The sequence below is a fragment of the Streptomyces sp. NBC_00377 genome (assembly GCF_036075115.1).
Classification (GTDB): Bacteria; Actinomycetota; Actinomycetes; order Streptomycetales; family Streptomycetaceae; genus Streptomyces.
Genome location: NZ_CP107958.1, coordinates 1,556,868 through 1,578,743, shown reverse-complemented (window position 1 = coordinate 1,578,743; position 21,876 = coordinate 1,556,868). Strand labels below are relative to the sequence as shown.

The 21,876-nt window shown below is 72.7% G+C and carries 19 protein-coding genes; 8 read left to right on the top strand and 11 right to left on the bottom strand.

From position 1 onward, the window contains the following. The first annotated feature begins 161 nt into the window (after window positions 1-161). A complete protein-coding gene (locus tag OHS71_RS06955) occupies window positions 162-530 on the top strand; it encodes a glycosyl hydrolase 53 family protein (protein WP_328477878.1) in 369 nt (122 codons plus the stop codon). A gap of 104 nt (window positions 531-634) precedes the next feature. Here the strand turns inward: OHS71_RS06955 and OHS71_RS06950 are convergent, their stop codons facing one another. Then, window positions 635-1,408: an SDR family NAD(P)-dependent oxidoreductase gene (locus OHS71_RS06950; RefSeq protein WP_328477876.1), complete on the bottom strand. Its 774-nt coding sequence runs from the start codon at window positions 1,406-1,408 to the stop codon at window positions 635-637. Between the two features lie 401 nt (window positions 1,409-1,809). Between OHS71_RS06950 and OHS71_RS06945 the strand changes: the two genes are divergently transcribed. After that, complete coding sequence (locus OHS71_RS06945) at window positions 1,810-3,864, top strand: phosphocholine-specific phospholipase C (RefSeq protein WP_328477874.1); 2,055 nt, start codon at window positions 1,810-1,812, stop codon at window positions 3,862-3,864. A 91-nt stretch (window positions 3,865-3,955) separates the two neighbouring features. Further along, window positions 3,956-4,774 (top strand): phospholipid scramblase-related protein, encoded by an 819-nt coding sequence (locus OHS71_RS06940; protein WP_328477872.1) that lies wholly within the window; start codon window positions 3,956-3,958, stop codon window positions 4,772-4,774. A 67-nt stretch (window positions 4,775-4,841) separates the two neighbouring features. Here the strand turns inward: OHS71_RS06940 and OHS71_RS06935 are convergent, their stop codons facing one another. Beyond that, window positions 4,842-5,789: a hypothetical protein gene (locus tag OHS71_RS06935; protein ID WP_328477870.1), complete on the bottom strand. Its 948-nt coding sequence runs from the start codon at window positions 5,787-5,789 to the stop codon at window positions 4,842-4,844. Continuing rightward, window positions 5,786-6,589, bottom strand: a complete 804-nt coding sequence (locus OHS71_RS06930; protein WP_328477868.1) for a phosphatase PAP2 family protein — start codon at window positions 6,587-6,589, stop codon at window positions 5,786-5,788. Before OHS71_RS06930 ends, OHS71_RS06935 begins: the two co-directional genes overlap by 4 nt. A gap of 222 nt (window positions 6,590-6,811) precedes the next feature. On the opposite strand from OHS71_RS06930, the gene OHS71_RS06925 reads away from it, so the two are divergent. Then, entirely contained in the window at window positions 6,812-7,426 is a 615-nt protein-coding gene (locus OHS71_RS06925) for a TetR/AcrR family transcriptional regulator (protein WP_328477866.1), read from the top strand. Between the two features lie 182 nt (window positions 7,427-7,608). Here OHS71_RS06925 and OHS71_RS06920 read toward each other — a convergent pair whose 3' ends face one another. Then, window positions 7,609-8,619, bottom strand: a complete 1,011-nt coding sequence (locus OHS71_RS06920; RefSeq protein WP_328477864.1) for a DUF2510 domain-containing protein — start codon at window positions 8,617-8,619, stop codon at window positions 7,609-7,611. Window positions 8,620-8,904: 285 nt separating this feature from the next. Between OHS71_RS06920 and OHS71_RS06915 the strand changes: the two genes are divergently transcribed. Next, a complete protein-coding gene (locus OHS71_RS06915) occupies window positions 8,905-11,619 on the top strand; it encodes an ATP-binding protein (protein WP_328477862.1) in 2,715 nt (904 codons plus the stop codon). 529 nt (window positions 11,620-12,148) lie between these two features. On the opposite strand, the gene pcaDC is transcribed toward OHS71_RS06915, so the two are convergent. The 5 genes from pcaDC to OHS71_RS06890 are packed head-to-tail and all read right to left on the bottom strand — an operon-like array spanning window position 12,149 to window position 16,269. Continuing rightward, window positions 12,149-13,273 (bottom strand): bifunctional 3-oxoadipate enol-lactonase/4-carboxymuconolactone decarboxylase PcaDC, encoded by a 1,125-nt coding sequence (pcaDC, locus tag OHS71_RS06910; RefSeq protein WP_328477860.1) that lies wholly within the window; start codon window positions 13,271-13,273, stop codon window positions 12,149-12,151. Then, window positions 13,270-14,601, bottom strand: a complete 1,332-nt coding sequence (gene pcaB, locus OHS71_RS06905; RefSeq protein WP_328477858.1) for a 3-carboxy-cis,cis-muconate cycloisomerase — start codon at window positions 14,599-14,601, stop codon at window positions 13,270-13,272. The genes pcaDC and pcaB overlap by 4 nt, the downstream gene beginning before the upstream one ends. Then, complete coding sequence (gene pcaG, locus OHS71_RS06900) at window positions 14,598-15,203, bottom strand: protocatechuate 3,4-dioxygenase subunit alpha (protein WP_328477856.1); 606 nt, start codon at window positions 15,201-15,203, stop codon at window positions 14,598-14,600. The genes pcaB and pcaG overlap by 4 nt, the downstream gene beginning before the upstream one ends. 6 nt (window positions 15,204-15,209) lie before the next feature. Further along, window positions 15,210-15,983: a protocatechuate 3,4-dioxygenase subunit beta gene (gene pcaH / locus OHS71_RS06895; protein ID WP_328477854.1), complete on the bottom strand. Its 774-nt coding sequence runs from the start codon at window positions 15,981-15,983 to the stop codon at window positions 15,210-15,212. A 16-nt stretch (window positions 15,984-15,999) separates the two neighbouring features. Continuing rightward, complete coding sequence (locus tag OHS71_RS06890) at window positions 16,000-16,269, bottom strand: hypothetical protein (RefSeq protein WP_328477852.1); 270 nt, start codon at window positions 16,267-16,269, stop codon at window positions 16,000-16,002. A 212-nt stretch (window positions 16,270-16,481) separates the two neighbouring features. Here OHS71_RS06890 and OHS71_RS06885 point away from each other — a divergent pair, with 212 nt between their 5' ends. Further along, a complete protein-coding gene (locus OHS71_RS06885) occupies window positions 16,482-16,946 on the top strand; it encodes a MarR family winged helix-turn-helix transcriptional regulator (protein ID WP_328477850.1) in 465 nt (154 codons plus the stop codon). A 124-nt stretch (window positions 16,947-17,070) separates the two neighbouring features. Here OHS71_RS06885 and OHS71_RS06880 read toward each other — a convergent pair whose 3' ends face one another. Next, window positions 17,071-18,084: a DUF3048 domain-containing protein gene (locus OHS71_RS06880; protein ID WP_328477848.1), complete on the bottom strand. Its 1,014-nt coding sequence runs from the start codon at window positions 18,082-18,084 to the stop codon at window positions 17,071-17,073. Between the two features lie 203 nt (window positions 18,085-18,287). On the opposite strand from OHS71_RS06880, the gene OHS71_RS06875 reads away from it, so the two are divergent. Beyond that, entirely contained in the window at window positions 18,288-19,478 is a 1,191-nt protein-coding gene (locus tag OHS71_RS06875) for a zinc-dependent alcohol dehydrogenase (protein WP_328477847.1), read from the top strand. A 163-nt stretch (window positions 19,479-19,641) separates the two neighbouring features. On the opposite strand, the gene OHS71_RS06870 is transcribed toward OHS71_RS06875, so the two are convergent. Continuing rightward, entirely contained in the window at window positions 19,642-20,718 is a 1,077-nt protein-coding gene (locus OHS71_RS06870) for an ATP-dependent DNA ligase (RefSeq protein WP_328477846.1), read from the bottom strand. Window positions 20,719-20,834: 116 nt separating this feature from the next. Between OHS71_RS06870 and ligD the strand changes: the two genes are divergently transcribed. Next, the gene (gene ligD / locus OHS71_RS06865) at window positions 20,835-21,872 is read left to right on the top strand and encodes a non-homologous end-joining DNA ligase (RefSeq protein ID WP_328477844.1); all 1,038 of its coding nucleotides are present in this window, start codon (window positions 20,835-20,837) and stop codon (window positions 21,870-21,872) included. Window positions 21,873-21,876 lie beyond the last annotated feature (4 nt).

The following is a 21,876-nucleotide window of genomic DNA, read 5'->3' as shown; positions in this document are numbered from 1 at the left end:
ACCGTCCGCCGCGCCTCAGCCCGTCGCGGTCCACAGCGGGACCGTGATTCCCACCCGCTCGGCACGGGCGAACGGCCTCGACTACGACATCATGGGCGTCTCGCTGTACGCCTCCTGGACGAACATGTCGAATCGCATCCCTGGCGAACTTCGCGAGCTGGGTGGGATCGGCGAGCGGGAAGCCGGTCATGGCGGTCGAGACAGCCTCACCCTGGACACCCAGGGCGAGCGGTCCGGGCGAGGTGACCCTGATCCAGAAGAGTCACCTCGCCCCCGATGGTCCCGAGAACTACGGAGCCACCCCCGACGGGCAGTTGAGGTGGACCCGCGAGTTCTTCCGCGCCATGTACGACACGGGCAAGGTGGTGGGCATCTCGTACTGGGACCCGATCGCGATCGACTTCGCCGACGGGGCCGACCCGAACGGCTGGATCGTCGGCGGCGACAACGAGGTCGAGGACGCGTCCTTGTTCGACTACGGCCGGACCCACAGGGCACTCCCTGGACTGAGCGCCTTCCGTACCTGGTGAGACTCGACTGATCAGGAGCCGGCCGGGGACGACTGCTCGATCCCGGCCGGCAACATCGGCGAACGTCGACCCACGTGGCGAAACGTGCACTCAGGACCAGATCCCTAGGCGGATGTCTTCAGCACGCTCCATCCCCCGTCGACGACAAGGGAGGCGCCGGTGATGGACGACGCGTCCTCGCTCAGCAGGAAGGTGATCGGACCGGCCACCTCCTCGGGGCGGCCGATCCGGCCGAGGGCGGTCTGCTCGGCGCTGGCCTGCCGGTCGGCCTCACCGATGTCGTCCCAGGCCCGCGTCAGGACGGGCCCGGGGAGCACGGCGTTGACCCGCACCCGATCGCCGTACTCGACGGCCAGCTGTCGCATCAGCCCGGTCAGGGCGGCCTTGCTCGCTGCGTAGGCCGGGCGTCCTGGCATTCCGACGAGTGCGTGCACCGACGAGACGAACACGGCGCTGCCGGACGTGTCACGCAGGTCCTCGAGGCAGGCTCGGAAGCCCAGGAACGCTCCGGTGAGGTTCACGGCGAGCTGGCGGTCCCACTCGGCCCGGCCGATCGCATCGGCAGCGCCCATACGCACCGTGTACGCGTTGCTGACGAGCCCGGAGACCCGCCCGAACGTCTCACGGGCCGTTCCGACGACTGCGGCCCACGCCGTCTCGTCCGACACGTCGCCATGCTGGTACACGGCCCTTCCTCCGTGGGACCGGATGGCTTTGGCCGTCTCCTCGCCGGCGTCGTCCATGACGTCGACCAGGACGACAGCGCCTCCCTCGGCCGCCAGTCGGTGTGCCGTTGCGGCTCCGATCCCGGACGCGGCACCGGTGACGACGAAGCAACGGCCCGCGAAACGGTCCTGGAATGGATGGTGCGAGTTCACGCGCGACTCCCGGCTGTGGTGCGGTGTTCGGGGCAGGGGCCGGGCACGGACGCACCGGCCACACCATTAAATATGAATTAATGGCCTCGGCCAAGAGTGTGCGTGTGCCCCACGACAGGCGGGGTCGCATCGTCCTGCGGCAGGGCTGTCAGCGGTCTTGCCCGCGTCCACGTGCGCGTGGGACGAGAGGCGGCTGCCCACCGGTCGTTTCCGGTCCCGGGCCGGCGTGACCGCGGCGCTTGGCCATCTCTTGGCCCGCCGCACCCCCTCGTACCCTCGACTTTCACACTCGCGTCACCCGACCCTTCCCTGACGTTCGGTGCCCTTGGAACACTTCGTGGCGCGCGCATTGCGTCACGAACCGGCAGGCGCAGCCCTTCCGTACGAGAGGTGCCTCACCCATGGCCGAAGTCAACCGGCGCCGATTCCTCCAACTGGCGGGTGCCACCACGACGTTCACCGCCCTCTCCGACAGCATCGAACGCGCCGCGGCGTTGCCCGCGAACCACCGCACGAGGTCCATCGAGGACGTCGAGCACATCGTCGTCCTGATGCAGGAGAACCGCTCCTTCGACCACTACTTCGGCAAGTTGCGGGGCGTCAGAGGCTTCGGCGACCCGCGTCCGGTCACCCTCGCCAACGGCAAGTCGGTCTGGCACCAGGCGGACGGGACGGGCAAGGACGTCCTGCCGTTCCACCCCGACGCCGACGACCTGGGTCTCGCCTTCCTCCAGGACCTCCCGCACGGCTGGAACGACGGCCATGTCGCTTTCGACGGCGGCAGGTACGACAAGTGGGTCCCCGCCAAGAGCGCCACGACGATGGCGTATCTGACCCGCGAGGACATCCCGTTCCACTACGCGCTGGCCGACACCTTCACCGTCTGCGACGCCTACCACTGCTCCTTCATCGGCTCGACCGACCCCAACCGCTACTACCTGTGGAGCGGTTACACCGGCAACGACGGCAAGGGAGGCGGCCCGGTCCTCGGCAACGACGAGGCCGGTTACAGCTGGACGACGTACCCCGAACGCCTGGAGAAGGCCGGGGTCTCCTGGAAGATCTACCAGGACGTCGGCGACGGCCTGGACGCGAACGGCAGCTGGGGCTGGATCCAGGACGCCTACCGGGGCAACTACGGCGACAACTCGCTGCTGTACTTCAAGCAGTACCAGAACGCGCAGCCCGGCGACCCGCTGTACGACAAGGCCCGCACCGGCACCGACGCCCGCAGGGGCGAGGGCTTCTTCGACCGGCTGAAGGCGGACGTCAAGGGCGGGAAGCTGCCGCAGATCTCCTGGATCGTCGCCCCCGAGGCCTTCACCGAGCACCCCAACTGGCCCGCGAACTACGGAGCCTGGTACGTCGCCCAGGTCCTCGACGCGCTCACCGCCGACCCGCAGGTGTGGGCGAAGACCGCCCTGTTCGTCACCTACGACGAGAACGACGGCTTCTTCGACCACCTTCTGCCGCCCTTCCCCCCGGCCTCGGACGCGCAGGGCCGGTCCACCGTCGACGTCGGCCCGGATCTCTTCAAGGGCGACAGCGGACACACCGCGGGCCCCTACGGGCTCGGCCAGCGCGTGCCCATGCTGGTCATCTCGCCCTGGAGCAAGGGCGGTTACGTCTGCTCCGAGACGCTCGACCACACCTCGGTCATCCGGTTCATGGAACGCCGCTTCGGCGTCCACGAGCCGAACATCTCCCCGTGGCGGCGCGCCGTCTGCGGCGATCTGACCTCCGCGTTCGACTTCTCCCGCAGGGACACCCGACCGGTCGGCCTGCCCGACACCGACGGCTACCGGCCCCCGGACAAGGACCGCCACCCCGACTACGTACCCGTGCCGCCCGCCCACCCCGTCCTGCCGAAGCAGGAGCGGGGCACGCGGCCGACGCGCCCGCTCAAGTACGCCCCGTACGTGGACGCTTCGGTGGACGCGACGACCGGGAAGCTCACCCTCGCCTTCGCCTCGGGGGCGAAGGCCGGCGCGGCCTTCCTTGTCACTTCCGGCAACCGCACCGACGGGCCGTGGAGTTACACCACGGAGGCGGGCCGGACCGTCTCCGACACCTGGAACCCGGCGTACTCCGGCGGTTCGCACGACCTGACCGTGCACGGCCCCAACGGCTTTCTGCGCGCCTTCAGGGGGAAGGCCGGGGCGGCCGGCGTCGAGGTGGCCGCCCGGCACGTCGGCGACGGCCTCGAACTGAGCTTCACCCACCGGGGTCGGGGCACGGTGGAGCTGAAGGTGACCGACGGGTACGGCGGCAAGCCCACGACCGTCAGGCTGCGGCCCGGCGCCGTGCACAGGCGCACCCTGGATCTGCGGGCGAGCCGGCGGTGGTACGACCTCACCGTCACGTCCGCCGCCGACCCGGCGTTCCTGAGGCGGTTCGCCGGACACGTCGAGAACGGGCTCCCCGGAGTCAGCGACCCGGCCATCGTCACGGAGTGAGGCGCCTGCGCCTGCGCCGCGGTGAATGCGCGGTGAACACCGGGTCGTAGGGACTGGTCAGGTCCCGGTGAGCTCGGGGTAATGTGCCCCGGTGACCACGCATTCGAACACACCTTCAGGTTGGTACCCGGACCCGCACGGGGCGGTCGAGACCCTGCGCTACTGGGACGGCGCCCAGTGGACCGAGCACACGCACGCGGACGGCAAGGGCCGGCCCGCGCCGCAGGTGCCCCAGCAGGCGGGCCCCGACGAGCGGGTGCGGCGCCAGGTGCAGCAGCAGGCCGGGGTCGCGGCGAGCGGCCCCGGCGGCGGCACGCTGTTCAGCGAGCCGGTGCTGGTGGTGAACCAGAAGGCCAAGCTGATCGAGCTGACCAACGAGTACAAGGTGATGGACCAGCAGGGCAACCAGCTCGGTTCGGTCATCCAGGTCGGTCAGAGCGCGCTGCGCAAGATCCTGCGCTTCGTCGCCAGCATCGACCAGTACCTGACGCACCGGCTGGAGATCCGCGACGTGCACGGGCAGCCGGTACTGCTGCTGACGCGTCCGGCGAAGATCCTCAAGTCGCGGGTGGTCGTGACGCGCCCGGACGGTCAGCCGGTCGGTGAGATCGTCCAGCAGAACGTCTTCGGGAAGATCAACTTCGCGATCAACGCGGAGGGCCGGCAGATCGGCGCGATCAAGGCGGAGAACTGGCGGGCGTGGAACTTCGCGATCGTCGACCACGCCGACAACGAGGTCGCCCGGATCACCAAGACCTGGGAAGGTCTCGCCAAGACGATGTTCACCACGGCGGACAACTACGTCATGCAGATCCACTACCAGCTGCCCGAGCCGCTGCTGAGCCTGGTCGTCGCCACGGCCCTGACGGTGGACACCGCGCTGAAGCAGGACGCGCGCGGTCTCGGCTGACGCCCTCCGCACGAGAGGTGACGCTTTCCCGGGGTGCCCCGGGGGAGCGTCACCTCTCGCGCCGGGGCTACAGCGGGGTGAGGTGCTCAGGCCCGGTCTTCGGCCGCGGCAGCAGCGCCGGTTCGGCGGACGCGGTCTCCGGCCTCAGGGCCAGCACCGCCGCCACCGGGTGATCCTCGTCGTGGACGGCGGCCTGTGCGGGCGCGGTCCGTGACAGCAGCACCACACCCCACCCCGCGAGTCCGGCTCCGGCCAGGGCGAGGAGTACTCCCGCCGCCCCGCCCTGGAGACGTTCGCCGAGGAGGGCGAGGCCGATCGCCGCGGCGGCCACCGGGTTCGCCAGGGTGACCATCGCCAGCGGTGCGCCGAGGCCGTCCCGGTAGGCGGTCTGCGACAGCAGCAGCCCGCCCGTCGCGAAGGCCGCCACCAGCAGCGCCACCCCGATCACCTGCACACTGAGCAGCGGGCCCGAACGGTCCGTCGCCGCCACCGTGACGGTCTGGGTGAGTGCCGAGGCCACCCCCGAGGCGAAGCCGGACGCGGTCGCGTGCCGCAGCCCGGGCTTGGCGCCGCGCCGGGCCAGCAGCCCGATCAGCGCCGCGGTCGCGCCCGCCACGGCGACCGCCTCCGGCATGCTCAGGACGTCCTCGGGAGCCGGACCCGACGCCGTGACGAGGATGAGGGCCAGGCCCGCCAGGGTGAAGGCGGTGCCCCGCCACTCGGCGGCGCCGACCCGGCGCCCCGCGACCCGCGCGCCCATCGGCACGGCCGCGACCAGGGTGAGCGCGCCGAGGGGTTGCACGACGGTGAGCGGTCCGTACTTGAGGGCGATCACGTGCAACAGCGCGGCTCCCGCGTTCAGCCCCACCGAGCACCACCAGGCGCCGTTGCCGAGCAGTCGGGTCAGTCCGGTGCCGGGGTGCCGGGAGGCCAGCCGTTCCTGGGCGACGGCGGCGGCCGCGTAGGCGGCGGCCGAGAAGAGGGACAGGACGACCGCTGCCAGGGTGGCGTTCATCGGCCCGCTCCCACGAGGACCGGCTTCTCGGCCGGGACGGAGACGAGGGCGGGCGCGCCGCGCCCGGCCGTGGCGGCCGTCCGCCGCGGGGCGCGGATCAGCGCGAGCGCGATACCGAGCAGCGCGCCCGCCACGACCGCGTCCAGCCAGTAGTGGTTGGCCGTGCCCACGATCACCAGCAGGGTCAGCAGTGGATGCAGCAGCCACAGCCACCGCCACCGCGACCGGGTGGCGACCACGAGACCGATCGCGACCATGAGGGCCCAGCCGAAGTGCAGCGAGGGCATCGCCGCGAACTGGTTCGACAGGTGGTCGGTCTGCGGAGGGCCGTACACCGACGGCCCGTACACGTGCGCGGTGTCGACCAGCCCCGTCGCCGCCAGCATCCGCGGCGGGGCGAGCGGGAAGACGAGGTGCACTACCAGGGCGGCGGCGGTGACCGCGGCCAGCACCCGGCGGGCCCACACGTAGTGGGCCGGGCGGCGCAGGTACAGCCAGATCAGGAACGCCAGGGTGGCGGGGAAGTGCACGGTCGCGTAGTAGGTGTTCGCGGCCTCGGCCAGGGTGTCGCCGTGCAGCAGCAGGGACTGCACGGACCCTTCCGCGGGCAGCCGCAGCAGGCGTTCGACGTGCCACACGTCGTGTGCGTTGCGGAAGGCCTCGCCGGTGTGGCCGGCAGCGAGCTGCCGGCCGACCTTGTAGACGAGAAAGAGCCCTGCGACCAGCAGGAGCTCGCGGACTATCGGCGGCCGCGCCGGCGTGGCCGGCTCCGCTTGTGCAGGCTCGGTGCGGGCATTCATCCCCCGGCCCCTTCACTGACGGTGGTGCGTGTGAGGTGGTGCTGCCGTACTCGTGACGTGTGCATACACCATCGATACGATGTCGTACCGATACGTCAGTGTACCGATACGCATGCGTACCGGTACACTGACGTATCGATTGATCTGCGCCACACTGGACGAAGGCTCCCGCGGTCGCCTCGGAACCAGCCGGAGAAACGGAAGAGAAGGAGAGGACGGCAGATGACGTCGCAGGCAGCGGACGGACCCGAATCGGTCGCCGCCACGAGTCGCTCCAAGCTCACGCCCGAACGTGAGCAGGAGTTCTTCGACGCCGTCCTCGACCAGGTCCGTGAATGCGGGTACGAAGCCGTCACCATGGAGGGCATCGCCGCCAGCACGCGGTGCAGCAAGTCCACGCTGTACCGGCAGTGGAAGACCAAGCCGCAGTTCGTGGTGGCCGCCCTGCGCTCCCGCCGGGAGGCCAGGCTCACCGGCATCGACACCGGCTCGCTCGCCGAGGACCTGCGCGAGGCCGCCCGGGCCACCGGCCGCTGGTCCACCAACGACACCAAGCTGCTCCAGGCCCTCGGTCACGCCGTCACCGGTCACGAGGACCTCGCGCGAGCGCTGCGGGAGGCGATCGTCGCCCCCGAGATCGAGGCGCTGCGGGAGATCCTGCGGCGCGGGGTCGAACGCGGCGAGGTCGCCGCCGACCACCCGGCGCTCGAGTACATCCCGGCCCAGATGTTCGGAGTGATCCGCGCCCGTCCCGTCGTCGACGGGGAGTACGCCGACCAGGCGTACCTGGTCCGCTTCGTGGAGGCCGCCGTACTGCCGGCGCTCGGCCTCACGTAGGGGCCGGCGGAGGACCGGCGAAGAGACCGGCACAGCGATCAGCACATGACTCAGGCCGCCGTCCACGGGATGACTGGACGGCGACCTGTCTCGCGCCGCACCGTGGGGACGGGGGCGGCGCGCACCACCCGGCCGGGTGGTGCGCCTCTCGAGCGGAGGGGCGCACCACCCGGCCGACCGTGTCAGACGTCCGTTCCGCTGCCGCCGCCCGTCGACACCTTGATGCCCTTGGTGATCGTGTCGAGGACCGACACGCTCTGATCGGCGTCGAGGCCGAAGCGGAGGACCACCAGCCGCTTGCCGTCCGCGGGCGCCGGGAACGCCAGCGACTCGACAAAGCCGTCCGCGCCCTTGCTCGTGACCGCCTTCCAGCGCACCAGATACCCCTTCTGTCCGGCCACCGTCACCGCCTGGGAGGCGAGCACCTGGTGCGAGGTGATCGCGCCGTACGTCGTACCGCCGTAGGACTCCTCGGCGTTGGCCGCGATGTCCGCCTTGGCGACCTCCTCGGCCGTGGCGCCCTTGGCCTTCAGCACCTCCGCGGGCGCCGAGTACACGCCCCCCTTGGTGCAGGTCTTGGAAGTGTCGCCCGGGCACTTGTAGGAGGAGTCGGAGGTTACCTGCGCGCCCACGTTCATCTCCTGGCCGGTCCAGCCGGCCGGGATCGGGATGCTGATCCCGTTGAGCGCGTCGGTCACCGAACCGCTCTTGATCTTCGGCGGCTCGGAGCCCTCGGGGGAAGGCGAAGCCCCGCCCGAGCCCCCCGAACCGCCGGAGCCCCCCGAGTCGCCGAAGGGCCCGCCCTGTCCACCGGTGCCGCCGGGCCGGCCCTGTCCGCCCGGCCCCTGCGCCGTGCCGCTGCCCGAGCCGTCGTCCCTGCCCAGCGCGTACACGCCCACCCCGATGCCGGCGAGGACCGCGACGGCCGCGGCGACGGCTATGCCGGTCCGCAGTCCGCCGTGCCGGCCCGTGCCCGCCGGCGCGGGCTGGTACCCCGGATACCCGGGTTGCTGCGGGTACGCCGGGTACGCGCCGTCCGCCGGCGTCTGCGCCGGCGGACCCCATACGGCGGCCGAGCCCGCGGCGCGGGTCCGGTCCGTCCATGCCCTGCCGTCCCACCAGCGTTCGGTGGCGGGACCGTCACTTGTCTGCCCCGGGTCGGGATACCACCCGGGAGGAGTCACCTGCGTCATGTCCCCACCGTATGAGGCGTCGGTGAAAGCCGGATGAGAGGGAGGCCACTTCGGTGAGATCCGTTGCGGGCGTCCTGTTCCCCGACTGGCGTGAAGTCGACGTCAATTCGGGTCCCGTCACTCGCCGTTGACGTCAGGGGCCACTTTCGCAGGCCCGCCGGGGCGGCCCGGGCCGTCCCGCTTCACTCGTCGATGCGGACCTGCCCGGACAGCCCTCCGCCGGGCCCCTCGGAGGGCTACGCTCGACGTCGGTACGTCGTTCGGGCGACTTGGGGAGGTAGCGGGATGACGGAGGTCAGGCCGGCGACGGCCACCTCGGCTTCCCTGTGGGAGCGCGAGCACGAGGTCACCGCCATCGTGCAGGCGGTGGAGACGCTCTGCGCCGACCACTCCTCGTCCGGTCACCTTCTGGTGCTCCGGGGCGAGGCGGGGTTCGGCAAGACCGCGTTATTGGCCGAGACACGTCGTATCGCCGAGAACCGCGGCTGCACGGTCTGGTCGGCCCGCGGCGGCGAGACACTGAGGTCCGTCCCCTTCAACGTGGTGCGGCAGCTGCTCCAGCCCGCACTGCTGTCCCTGCACCCCGAAGAGGCCCGCGAGTACCTCGGCGACTGGTACGACATCGCGGGCCCCGCCCTCGGTATCGCGGAGCCCGGTGAAGGCCACGCCGACCCGCAGGGCGTGTGCGACGGCCTCGTCGCCGCGGTGACCCGGCTGGCCAGGCGCGACTACCCGCTCGTGCTGCTGATCGACGACGCGCACTGGGTCGACCAGGAGACCCTGCGCTGGCTCGTCGCCTTCGTCGAACGCCTCGACGAACTGTCCGTCCTGGTCGTGGTGGCCCGCAGGCCCGGCGAGGTCACGGGCGACGCCGCCCGGCACCTCGACGCCATCGGCCAGGCCGCGGGCCGCGCCGTCACCAGCCTCAGCGCCCTGACCCCGGCCGCCGTCGCCGGCCTCACCCGCGTCACCCTCGGCCCGCACGCCGACGCAGCGTTCTGCCGCGAAGTATGGGCCGTCACCGACGGCAACCCTTACGAGACCGTCGAACTCCTCGCCAAGGTCCGCGACAGGCAACTGGAGGCGAGCGAGTCCTCGGCGGGCGAGCTGCGCGCCCTGAACCGCGCAGCCCGCGGCGGCGGCCTCGTCGACCGCCTGGAGAAACTGGGCGTCGACGCCACCAAGTTCGCCATGGCCGCCGCGATCCTCGGCGCCGACATCTCCATCACCCAGGCGGCCCGGCTCGCCGGACTCGGCCCCGCCGAAGCGGTGCGCTGCGCCGAACTGCTGCGCAACGCCCGCATCCTCACCGAACCCGTCCCCGGCGCGGTCCCCGCGGGCGACGGCGATCTGGAGTTCGTCCACCCGCTGATCGCCTCAGCCGTCTACGACTCCATCCCCGCAGGTCTGCGCACCGCGATGCACGGCATCGCCGCCCAGGTCGTCACGGACGCGGGCAAGGGTCTCGCGGCCGCCTCCCGGCACCTCCTCCAGGTCCACGAGGAGGGCGACGAGGAACTCGTCGAGCAGTTGCGCGAGGCGGCCCGTGAACACCTCGCCGTCGGCGCCCCCGACGCGGCCCGCCGGTGTCTGGAGCGCGCGCTGCGCGAACCGCCGGCTCACGACGTCCACGCGCACGTGCTCTACGAACTGGGCTGCGCCACCCTCCTCACCGCGCCCGCCAGGACCATCGACCACCTGCGCACCGCACTCGCCCTGCCGGGCCTCGACGGGCCCGAGCGCGTCGACGCCGTCTACCGGCTCTCCCAGGCCCTCCTGCACAACGACCAACTGGAGGAGGCCGTCCGCACGGTCGAGGCGGAGGCCGCCCGGCACGCCCCCGGCCCCGCACGGCTGCGACTCCAGGCCGTGCAGTTCATGTGGGAGGGCGTCCATGCCGGGGAGAGCATCACACCGCGCCGCTCGGAGAAACTCGCCCAGCTCGCCTCGACCTGCACCGGCCGGGACAACGCCGAGCGTGCCCTGCTCATCCTGCGCGGCTTCGACGCCATGACCCACGGTGAGAACGCCGAGGAGGTCGTCGAGTTCTGCGACCGCGCCCTCGTCAACGGCGGTCTCGCTCCCGGGCTCGGCTGGACCGATCAGGAGTGGGGCATCGAACTGCTGATGATGCTGGCCAGCTCCTACGCCTACACCGACCGGCTGGACCGCGCCGACGCCCTCTTCAACGAGGCCCTGCGCGCCTATGTGTCCGCCGGCTGGAGCGGCGGCCACCTCGCCCTGGCCCACGCCTACCTCGGGCTGGGGCTGCGCCGCCGGGGACGTCTGAAGGAGGCCGAGAAGTCCCTCAGGGAGTCCCTGCGCATCGCCGAACGCGTCGGCCGCGGCCTGCCCCTGTACTGGTCGGCGACCTGCAACCTCATCGACACGCTGCTGGTCCGCGGCCATGTCGCCGAGGCGTGGGAGGCGGCGGAACAGTACGGTTTCGCACCGCCCTACCCGTCGACGATCGTGCTGCCCGACCCCCGCTCGGTGCGCGGCCGCCTGCTGCTGGCCGTCGGCCGCGTCAAGGACGGCATCAACGAGCTGGAGGCGGCGGAGAAGGCGGCCGCCGTCCGCGGCCACCTCAACCCGGTGATGGTCCCGTGGGCCGTCGACCTGGCCAGGGCCCTGGCCACCGAGGATCCGGCCCGTGCGAACCGGCTCGTCTCCGAGGCCCGCCGGCAGGCCGAGCGCTTCGGCACCGACACCGCCATCGGGGAGGCCCTGCGCTGCGCCGCCGCCCTGGAGACCGGCCAGCGCGCGGTCCGGCTGGCCCAGCAGGCCGTCACCCTCCTGGAGTCCTCACCCTGCCAGTACGAGCACGCCGCCGCCCGCGTCGAGTACGGCATCCTCTCGCGCTCGGTCTCCGAACTCGGCCGGGGCCTGACCTTGGCACGCTCCTGCGGAGCGGACGGCCTGGCGGACCGAGCCCAGCAGGCCCTCCAGGGACTCGGCTCACCCCAGGTGGGCCTGGTCCCCGGCCAAACCCGGAGATAGCCGGCGGACGCCGCCGGCGGCAGAGCCGCCGACGGCACGCCGAAGCCGAGGCGAGCATCAGCGGCCGCCCCCCGAAGCCTCGGCGGCTCCGGCCCCCGGGCTGCGTCGGCGCGTCCCACAGCGCCTCGCGTGCCCCGGGCTGGCGTCTGTCTTTGGTGCCGGGTGGTGTCGGCGGCCCGGGGTTGGATGGCAGGTTGGTGGCTTGGGCCTGAGCCGCGTTCATGGGTCGTATGGCGTGTGGAGTGTCCTGGGGTGGCGGCTGCCTGCGGTGGCGGGCGGTGCCGTCGGGCCGGCGCCGGAGGGCAGGGTCCATCCCGCCCGTGCTCGGGCCCCGCGTACGTGTGGAAGGTGGTAGCGCGGGTCGGACCGGTCCGCCGGCCGTCGTGGACACCGGCAGCGCGGGGCGGACCGGCAGCACCGGGGCGGTCCGGGCGGCGGGTCGACGCCCGGCCGTCGTGGGCGGCGGGCAGCGCGGGGCGGGCCGGTATCACCGGGGGCGGTCCGGTGGACGGGTCGACGCTCGGGCGTCTCAGGCTGTGCCTTCCTCCTCCGCCAGGACCCGCTGGGCCGTTGCGAACGCCGAGTTCGCCGCCGGGACCCCGCAGTAGACGGCCGTCTGGAGCAGGACGGCGCCGATCTCCTCGGGCGTCAGCCCGTTGCGCCGGGCGGCCCGTACGTGCATGGCCAACTCGTCGTAGTGGCCGTGCGCCACCAGCGCGGTCAGCGTGATCATGCTGCGCTCACGGCGGCTGAGCGTCGGGTCGGTCCAGATCTCGCCCCAGGCATAGCGGGAGATGAAGTCCTGGTAGCGCGCGGTGAACGCGTTCTGCCGTGCCTGCGCCCGGTCCACGTGCGCATCCCCGAGCACCTCGCGCCGTACCTCCATGCCGCGCTTCGCCCCGCCGTCGAGATGCGCGCGCAGCACGGTCAGCACGGCCTCGGGGCACTGGGCGGGCGCCAGGTGCGAGGCGCCCGGAAGCTCGACCAGCGCGGCGCCCGGCACCGCGTCCGCGATCTCCCGCAGGTGTGCGGGCGGGGTCGCAGGATCCTCGCGCCCCGCGACCAGCAGGGTCGGAACGGCGATCTCCGCCAGCCGCTCGCGCAGGTCGAAGGCGGCCAGCGCGTCACAGCACGCCGCGTAGGCCTCCGGGTCGGCGTCGCGGTGGTCGGCGACCAGTTCCGGCACCGTGAACCCGGGAGTGAACCAGCGGGCGTTCGCGCTCTCGGCGAGCCCGGCCAGTCCTTCACGGCGCACCAGCGCGGCCCGCTCCTGCCACGGCGCGGACCCGTTGAAGTGGGCCGACGAGCAGATCACCGCCAGCGACGACACCCGCTCCGGGTGGTGCAGCGCCAGGTGCAGGCCGACCGCGCCGCCCAGGGAAACGCCCGCGTACGCGAACCGCTCCAGGCCGAGCGAGTCGGCGAGCGCCAGCACCAGGCCGGCGAGGTCGTCCACGGTGGCCCCCGGACCGATGAGCCCGGCAGCCGAACCCCCGTGCCCCGGCAGATCCCAGCGGACCACCCGGTGGGTGATGGACAGTTCTGGCGCGACCTTGTCCCACAGGGCGTACGAGGTGCCGAGCGAGGGCCCCAGCAGCAACGTGGGAGCGGAAGCCGGGCCCTCGGCACGGTGGTTGAGCAGCTTCTCGGTCAACGTCGCTCCAGAGCACGGTCGGTGAGGGCCCCGGCGGAGCCGGTGTAGCGGGCGGGGTCGGTGAGTTCGTCGAGGTCGACGTCCTTCAAGTCGGGTTCCTCGGAGAGGAGTTCGCCGAGCGTGCGGTCCTCGGTGTACGTGCGGCGGGCGAGCTCGGTGAGGAGTTCCTTTGCGCGGGCGCGGCCGAGCACCGCCGACAGTGCGGCCGACAGCCGCTCGGAGACGATGAGCCCGTGGGTGAGCCCGAGGTGTGCGCGCATCGCGTCCGCGTCCACCCGCAGCCCTTCGGCCGCCTCGGCCGCGTCCCGGGCCGCCCCGCCGACCAGCCGCAGCAGGTCCCTGAGCGGCTCCCACTCGGCGTGCCAGGCGCCGGCCGGCCGCTCGTCCTGCGCCGTCAGGGCCCCGTACAGCGTGGCCGCGAGCTGCGGGGCGCGCCGGGCGGCGGCCGCGATCAGCGTGGACCGCACCGGGTTGGCCTTGTGCGGCATGGCCGAGGAACCCCCGCCACTGCCCTCCGTCAGCTCGGCGATCTCGGTACGCGCCAGCGTGAGCACATCCGTCGCGACCTTCCCCAGCGCGCCCGCCGTGAGGGCCAGGCAGCCGGCGAGGTCGGCGATCGGTGTGCGCAGGGTGTGCCAGGGCAACAGGGGTGCGCGCAACCCGAGTTCACGGGCGAACGCGGCGGGCAGCGCGGTCGCGTCGGTGGCGCCGTACGCGGTGAAGGCCGCCAGGGTCCCGGCCGCGCCGCCGAGCTGCGCGGGCAGGGAGTCCCGTACCGCCGTCACCCGGTCCCGCGCGTCCAGCACCAGCGATCGCCAGCCGGCCGCCTTCAGGCCGAAGGTCGTCGGCACGGCGTGCTGGGTGAGCGTGCGGCCCGGCATCGGCGTGTCGCGGTGCTCGGCGGCCAGCCGGGCCAGCGCCCGCTGCACCCGGTCGAGGTCGGCCAGGAGGAGGCCGAGGCTGCGCACCGCGACCAGCATCGTCGCCGTGTCCATGATGTCCTGGCTGGTCGCACCCCGGTGGACGTACGGGCCGTAACTCTCTCCGGCGGCCTTCGTCAGGTCGGCGACCAGCGGGATCACCGGGTTTCCGCCGCCGCGGGCCCGCTCGGCGAGGGAGCGCGGGTCGAAGTCGCCGTCGTCGGCCGCCGAGGTGACCGCCGATCCGGCTCCCGGCGGGGCGAGGCCCAGCGACTCCTGGGCGCGGGTCAGCGCGGCCTCCGCGTCGAGCAGGGCCCGCAGGTAGGCGCGGTCACCGGTCGCGGACGCGGCGGCGGAGCCGGTCCAACCGGGGGCGAGCAGACCGGCGTCGTCGTGGACAGGTGTCACTGGAACTCCAGGAAGACCGTTTCGCCTTCGCCCTGAAGGCGGATGTCGAAACGGTAGGTCCCCAGCTCGCCCCGGGTGGCGACGAGCGTGCCGCGCCGCGCCGGGTCGACCCGCGCCAGCAGCGGGTCGACGGCCAGCGCGGCCTCGTCGTCCGGCAGGTAGATCCGGGTGAACAGGTGCACCAGCAGCCCGCGGGCGAACACGCAGACGCTCAGGTACGGGGCGCTGTTGCCCCGCGCGCCCGGCCGCAGCGTCCGCGCCGACCAGTGGCCGCCCGCATCCGTCTGGACGCGGCCCCAGCCGGTGAACTCCACGCCGTTGCGGCCGAGGAAGCCGCCGCTCGCCGCGTCGCGCCGCATCGAGCCGTCCACCTGCGGCAGGCCGCCCTCGGGGTCCGGTCCCCACAGCTCCAGGAACGCGTCCGGCAGCGGGTCGCCCGCGCCGTCGTAGACATGGCCCTGGAGCGTGATGGTGTCCGGATGGCCGAGCGGGGCGATGTCGCCGCCACCGGGGAACGGCAGGGCATGTCCGTAGAACGGGCCGACCGTGTGCGACGGAGTGGGGAGCACCGTCTCGGGACGGCTCGGGTCGATCTTCGTCATGGCAGGTCAGCGTCCTTCTTCGATCCAGGTGGCATGCGGCCCGTCGAGCACGATGTCCCAGTGGTAGCCCATGGAGAACTCGGGGACGGACAGGCTGTGGTCGTAGGTGGCGACCAGTCGCTGCCGGGCCGCGTCGTCCGTCACCGACTGGATGATCGGGTCGTAGGGGAACAGCGGGTCGCTCGGGAAGTACATCTGCGTCACCAGCCGCTGGGTGAACGCCGAGCCGAACAGGGAGAAGTGGATGTGGGCCGGCCGCCAGGCGTTGAGGTGCTGACGCCACGGGTAGGGGCCCGGCTGGACGGTGGTGAAGCGGTAGAAGCCGCTGTCGTCCGTCAGGGTGCGGCCGACACCCGTGAAGTTCGGGTCCAGCGGGGCGTCGTGCTGCTCGCGCTGGTGGGCGTAGCGGCCCGCCGAGTTGGCCTGCCAGATCTCGACCAGCTGGCCGCGGACCGGGCGCCCGTCGCGGTCGAGCAGCCGGCCGGAGACCGTGATCCGCTCACCGATCGGTTCGCCTTGGTGCTGCCGGGTGAGGTCGTTGTCGATCTCGGTGATGTCCCGTTCGCCGAAGGCGGGGGAGGCCAGCTCCACCAGCTCGGGGTCCTGCGTCACGTCGATGGTGATCGGAGGCTGCTTCGGGTGGCGCAGCACCGAGGAGCGGTACGGCGCGTAGTCGCGGCGCGGCTGGTGCTCGACGGGCGCGCCGTCGGCGAGGCGCTTCCCGTACGCGGCGTGCTCGGCCGCGATCTCCTCGTCGATGTCGGCTTGCGTGAGAGTCATGGGGGTTCCCGGGTTCCTAGCAGTCGAGGGCAGGGGCAGGGGCGAGGCTCTGGCCCGCGCCGATGCCGAGGGAGGCGGTGCAGGCGCCGACACCCCGGTGGGTGAGCCGGTGGACGGGCCGTCGGGCGGTCCCGGTGCCGGGCTCCGGTGCCGACGCGCCACCGCATCCCGTGTCCGCCCCGGCGAGCGCGCGGTCGGCCGCCGCGACGGGGGCGATCACCGCCGGGGACGCGCCGTCCGGCACGCGCGCCACCGCCCGCTGGGCCGTGGCGGCCATCTCGTCCATCCGTCCAGCCCCCTCTCCCGCGTGTCCTGGGCCCGGCCGATTAATCAGGGCACTGACTATTCATTCGAGGTCGGCCTCACGCTGCCACCGGAGACGGAACCAGTCAAGACCCCAGGCAGGAGGTCAGAGCGGGGTCACCCGCACGCGAGACGCGATGGGTCGTACGCGCTATCGTTCAGTGCACCGATGAAATCTCACGCTGAGGAGCGCATATGGCGGCGGTGGACCTCACCAGCCACCCCGGGCACCTGGCCCGGCGGCTCCAGCAGGCGCACTACCTGCTGTGGAACACGATGGTCTCCGAGGAGATCACCTCGCCGCAGTTCGCCGTCCTCAACGCGCTCGTCGCCGAGCCGGGCCTCGACCAGCGGACGGCGGGGGAGCGGGTGGGCCTCGACCGCTCCACCATCGCCGAGGTGATCAGCAGGCTGATCCGCCGGGGGCTCCTCGACAAGGTCCGCGACCCGCAGGACGGCCGCCGCTTCCTGCTGGGGCTCACCGACGAGGGACTGCGCACCCACCGCAGACTGACCGTGCGCACGGCCCGGATGAACCAGGTCTTCCTGTCCCCGCTCTCGGCCACGGAGCAGACCCAGTTCCTCGAGCTCATCCAACGGGTCTCGGACGCGGCCGAGGGGCTGCGCAATCCGGGGGAGACCCTCGTGGCCCGGTCCTGACGCTCCCCTTCCTGTCCTGGCCGCGACGCTTCCCCGTCCTGACCGCGGCGTCCCCGTACCGACCCCTTCCTGATCGCCCCGCCCCCGTGCCGGCCGGGAGCGCTTCCCGGCCCCGGCGCCCGGTTCACGGCGCCTGCGCGAACACCACCCACACCTGGCCCTGCGCGAAGTCGACCGGGCTGCCGTCGTCGGTCGTGAACTCCGTGCCGGCCCCGGCCGTCGGCCGCTCCCAGTGCACGTCGTAGGCCCGCCCGTCGCGCAGCACCCGTGCCTTCCCCGCTCCCACCGTCTCGGTGTACGGCGTGTTGTTGCCGAGGAAGTCGTGGAAGCCCGACGCACGCACCTTCACGTACTGCACCACCACGGTGGCCGGGGCCACCCGCTGCCCGTCGGCCGTCACGGTCGGCGCCCCGTCGGTCGAGACCAGCCAGCGCGCCCGGCCCGCGGACCAGGTGAAGGTGAAGCGGGCCGCCGGGTAGCGCACGGTGAGCGAGGGTGCGGCCGTGCCGCCGGCGGGCGCGGCGCCGTAACGGAACCCCGTGGTCAGAGCCGCGGCACCCGGCGCGGAGGGCAGCAGGCGGCCCGGGCGGAGGAAGAGGTTGTGCGGCGCGGCCCGGTCCGTGCCGCGGTAGTAGGCGCCGGTCGCATCCCCGGGGGTGACGGCGTCCAGCGGCGCCCGGTCGATCAGCGGCAGCAGTTTGCCCTGCGCCCCGGAGAACGCCAGGACCGGCTCGTGGAACTGGCGCAGCAGCTCCAGATCCGACTCGCGCGCACTGCGGACGGGGCCGACGGCCGCCGGCAGCTTCGAGGCGTACACCGCCATCAGCCGGCTCAGCCCGCCCTCGACCTGCTCGGCGTACACGATGTCCGCGGAGTCCAGGCCCGTCTGCGGCCGGGCGTCGGGCGCGTTGTCGATCTTCACGGCGAGCACCGGTCCGGCGACGGCGGTGGGGCCGGTGCCGCTCGGGCTCGGCTTCACCGACGCGGTCCGGCCGTCGTCCGTCGGGGGCTCGCGGCCCGTCGTGCAGCCCGCCGCGAGGGATATCGCCAGGGCGGTGGTCAGCAGCGCTGCCACCACCGCGGAGTGCGCGGCGCGCACGGCGCGCGCCGGACGTCTCGAACCGTTCGTGCCCGTCATGGACACCCCCGTTCCCTGTCTCGATTGTGCGCTCGTCCGTTCGAGAGTGGCCACGCGTGACGGCGACGGACGCGCGCAGCGCGGTGGACGAAGGACGGCCGGGAGAGCGGTTCGGGGCCGGGCGGTCGGGTACCCGGCCCGCAGCCAGGCCCGGCACCCCGGACCCGCCGGGAGGGACGGGTCGGCGGAGGGAGCGCGGCACGATGAAGGCAGTGACCTGGCAGGGCAAGCGGGACGTACGGGTGGACACCGTTCCCGACCCGACCATCCAGGAACCGACGGATGCCGTCATCCGCATCACGTCCAGCGGCCTGTGCGGCTCCGACCTGCATCTGTACGAGGTGCTCACGCCGTTCATGACCCCGGGCGACATCCTCGGCCACGAGCCCATGGGCATCGTCGAGGAGGTCGGCGCCGCGGTCCCCGACCTCAAGGCCGGCGACCGGGTCGTCGTGCCCTTCCAGATCGCCTGCGGCAACTGCTGGATGTGCCTGAACGCACTGCCCACCCAGTGCGAGACGACCCAGGTCACCGGCGAGGGCATGGGCGCGGCCCTGTTCGGCTACACCCGCCTGTACGGAGCGGTGCCCGGCGCCCAGGCCGAGTACCTGCGGGTCCCGCAGGCCCAGTTCGGCCCCATCAAGGTGCCCGAGGGGCCGCCCGACGACCGGTTCGTCTATCTCTCCGACGTCCTTCCCACCGCCTGGCAGGCCGTCGCCTACGCCGACATCCCCCAGGGTGGCAGCGTCGCCGTGCTCGGCCTCGGCCCCATCGGCGACATGGCCTGCCGTGTCGCACAGGCGCGCGGCGCGGGACGGGTCTTCGGCGTGGACCTGGTCGGTGACCGCCTGCGCCGGGCCCGCGCGCGGGGCGTGGAGACGTACGACCTCCGCAGCTTCGACAGCGAGAAGGAACTCGTCGCCGCGATCCGCGACGAGACCGACGGCCGCGGCCCCGACGCCGTGATCGACGCGGTCGGCACCGAGGCGCACGGCAGCGCCGCCGCCCGCATGGTGCAGAACGCCTCCGCGCTGCTGCCGCGCAAACTCAGCGGCCCGCTCGCCGAACGCTTCAGCGTCGACCGCCTCGCCGCCCTGCACACCGCCATCGAACTGGTGCGCCGTGGCGGCACCCTGTCCCTGGTCGGCGTCTACGGCGGCATGGCCGACCCGCTGCCGATGCTCACCATGTTCGACAAGCAGCTCCAGATCCGCATGGGCCAGGCCAATGTGCGCCGCTGGGTCGACGACATCCTGCCGTACCTCACCGACGAGGACCCGCTCGGCGTCGACGACTTCGCCACCCACCGCGTGCCGCTCTCGGAGGCCCCGCAGGCGTACGAGACGTTCCAGCACAAGCGGGACGGCGCGGTGAAGATGCTCATGACGCCGTGACACCGGTCGCCGGGCCCGCCGGTGCAGGCGAGCACATGAGGGCGGCCCCCGGGGGCCGGGTCCGGGGCGCGAGTCCTGTGACCCCCCGGAGGCCCGGCGTGCGGACGCCCGACGTGATACCGGTCGCGGGCCCGGCTGCCGGAACCCCGCAGCCGGGCCCGGGTCACGTCCGGGGAGGCGTTCCGAGGATCTGCGCCAGGTCGTAGCGCACCGGTTCGTCCAGTTGCGCGAACGTGCAGCTGTCGGCGGTGCGGTCCGGGCGCCACCGGCGGAAGCGGGCGGTGTGCCGGAACCGCGCCCCGTTCTCCATGTGGTCGTACGCCACCTCGGCCACCCGCTCCGGCCGCAACGGCACCCAGGACAGGTCCTTCTTGCCCGACCAGCGGCTCGGCGCGCCGGGCAGCCGTGCCGTCTCGTGGGCGGCCTCCTGCGACCAGGCCGCCCACGGATGGCCCGACGCGTCCTCCATGCGCAGCGGCTCCAGCTCCTCGACCAGTTCCGCCCGGCGCTTCATGGGGAAAGCGGCGGACACGCCGACGTGCTGGAGCACGCCCCCCTCGTCGTGGAGACCCAGCAGCAGTGAGCCCACCACCGGCCCGCTCTTGTGGAGGCGGTACCCGGCGACGACCACGTCCGCGGTGCGCTCGTGCTTGATCTTGAACATGGCGCGCTCGTTCTGGAGGTAGCGCAGGGTGAGCGGCTTGGCGATCACGCCGTCCAGGCCCGCTCCCTCGTACTCCTCGAACCACTGCCGCGCCACCTCGGCGTCGGTCGTCGCAGGCGCCACATGCACGGGGGCCGTCACCCCCGCGAGCGACCCGGTCAGCAGCTCACGCCGGTCGCTCAGCGGGACGTCGACGAGCGAGCGGTCGGCGAGCGCCAGCAGGTCGAAGGCGACGAACGACGCCGGGGTCCGCTCGGCGAGTGTGCGCACCCGGGAGTCCGCCGGGTGGATGCGCTCGGTGAGGGCGTCGAAGTCGAGCCGCCCCTCCCGCGCGATCACGATCTCCCCGTCCAGCACACACCGCTCAGGCAACCGCTCCCGCAAGGCCCCCACCAGCTCGGGGAAATACCTGGTCAACGGCCTTCCGGTGCGGCTGCCCAGCTCGATCTCGGCCCCGTCGCGGAACACGATCGCCCGGAACCCGTCCCACTTCGCCTCGTACTGCATGCCCGGCGGGATCGCCGCCACCGACTTGGCGAGCATCGGCTTCACGGGCGGCATCACCGGCAGATCCATGGTCCGATTCTGCGCGAGGATCGCGAGGACCGCCCGGTGTGCGGGCCGCCGCGCGTCGACGTCGGCGCCGTCGCGAGCTGATGCGAGCTGTCGGGGGTGTGTCTACCGTGGCTCGCATGGGCGATGCGGTGGAACTGGAAGTGGCGGGCCGGACGGTACGGCTGTCCAGCCCGGACAAGGTCTTCTTCCCGGAGCGCGGCTTCACCAAGCTGGACCTCGCCCACTACTACCAGGCGGTCGCCCCCGGCATCCTGCGTGCCCTGCGCGACCGTCCCACCACCCTGGAGCGCTACCCGGACGGCGTGGGAGGCGAGTCCTTCTTCCAGAAGCGGGCGCCGAAGAACATGCCCGACTGGATCCCGACCGCTCACATCACCTTCCCCAGCGGACGCAGCGCCGACGAGATGTGCCCGACGGAGGAGGCGGCCGTCCTGTGGGCCGCCCAGTACGGCACCCTCACCTTCCATCCGTGGCCCGTGCGCCGCACCGACGTCGACAGCCCGGACGAACTGCGCATCGATCTCGACCCGCAGCCCGGCACCGACTACGACGACGCCGTCCGCGCCGCCCATGAACTGCGCGCCGTGCTCCACGAGTTCGGCGGACTGCGCGGATGGCCCAAGACCTCCGGCGGGCGCGGCCTGCACGTGTTCGTACCGATCGAGCCGCGCTGGACCTTCACCCAGGTCCGCCGCGCCGCCATCGCCGTCGGCCGGGAGATGGAACGACGGCTGCCGGAACGCGTGACGATCAAGTGGTGGAAGGAGGAGCGGGGCGAGCGCATCTTCATCGACTACAACCAGACCGCCCGTGACCGCACCATCGCCTCCGCCTACTCCGTACGGCCCCGCCCGCACGCGCCCGTCTCGGCGCCACTGCGCTGGGAGGAGGTCGGCGACGCCCACCCCCGTGACTTCGACCTCGCGACCATGCCCGCCCGCTACGCCGAACTCGGCGACGTACACGCCGACATGGACGACCACGCCTTCTCCCTGGAGCCGCTCCTCGAACTCGCCCGCCGCGACGAACACGACCACGGCCTGGGCGACCTGCCCTATCCGCCGGAGTACCCGAAGATGCCCGGCGAGCCGAAGCGGGTGCAGCCGAGCCGGGCACGGCACGAGGGCGCCCCGGGCGGACCCGGGGCGCCCTAGACCG

Excerpts from the sequence above, each read along its gene's own strand:
- OHS71_RS06945 (WP_328477874.1), top strand. The coding sequence starts at position 1,810 with ATGGCCGAAGTCAACCGGCGCCGATTCCTCCAACTGGCGGGTGCCACC.
- OHS71_RS06935 (WP_328477870.1), bottom strand. The coding sequence starts at position 5,789 with ATGAACGCCACCCTGGCAGCGGTCGTCCTGTCCCTCTTCTCGGCCGCC.
- OHS71_RS06930 (WP_328477868.1), bottom strand. The coding sequence starts at position 6,589 with ATGAATGCCCGCACCGAGCCTGCACAAGCGGAGCCGGCCACGCCGGCG.
- OHS71_RS06925 (WP_328477866.1), top strand. The coding sequence starts at position 6,812 with ATGACGTCGCAGGCAGCGGACGGACCCGAATCGGTCGCCGCCACGAGT.
- OHS71_RS06920 (WP_328477864.1), bottom strand. The coding sequence starts at position 8,619 with ATGACGCAGGTGACTCCTCCCGGGTGGTATCCCGACCCGGGGCAGACA.
- OHS71_RS06915 (WP_328477862.1), top strand. The coding sequence starts at position 8,905 with ATGACGGAGGTCAGGCCGGCGACGGCCACCTCGGCTTCCCTGTGGGAG.
- pcaG (WP_328477856.1), bottom strand. The coding sequence starts at position 15,203 with ATGACGAAGATCGACCCGAGCCGTCCCGAGACGGTGCTCCCCACTCCG.
- pcaH (WP_328477854.1), bottom strand. The coding sequence starts at position 15,983 with ATGACTCTCACGCAAGCCGACATCGACGAGGAGATCGCGGCCGAGCAC.
- OHS71_RS06890 (WP_328477852.1), bottom strand. The coding sequence starts at position 16,269 with ATGGACGAGATGGCCGCCACGGCCCAGCGGGCGGTGGCGCGCGTGCCG.
- OHS71_RS06885 (WP_328477850.1), top strand. The coding sequence starts at position 16,482 with ATGGCGGCGGTGGACCTCACCAGCCACCCCGGGCACCTGGCCCGGCGG.
- OHS71_RS06880 (WP_328477848.1), bottom strand. The coding sequence starts at position 18,084 with ATGACGGGCACGAACGGTTCGAGACGTCCGGCGCGCGCCGTGCGCGCC.
- OHS71_RS06875 (WP_328477847.1), top strand. The coding sequence starts at position 18,288 with ATGAAGGCAGTGACCTGGCAGGGCAAGCGGGACGTACGGGTGGACACC.
- OHS71_RS06870 (WP_328477846.1), bottom strand. The coding sequence starts at position 20,718 with ATGGATCTGCCGGTGATGCCGCCCGTGAAGCCGATGCTCGCCAAGTCG.
- ligD (WP_328477844.1), top strand. The coding sequence starts at position 20,835 with ATGGGCGATGCGGTGGAACTGGAAGTGGCGGGCCGGACGGTACGGCTG.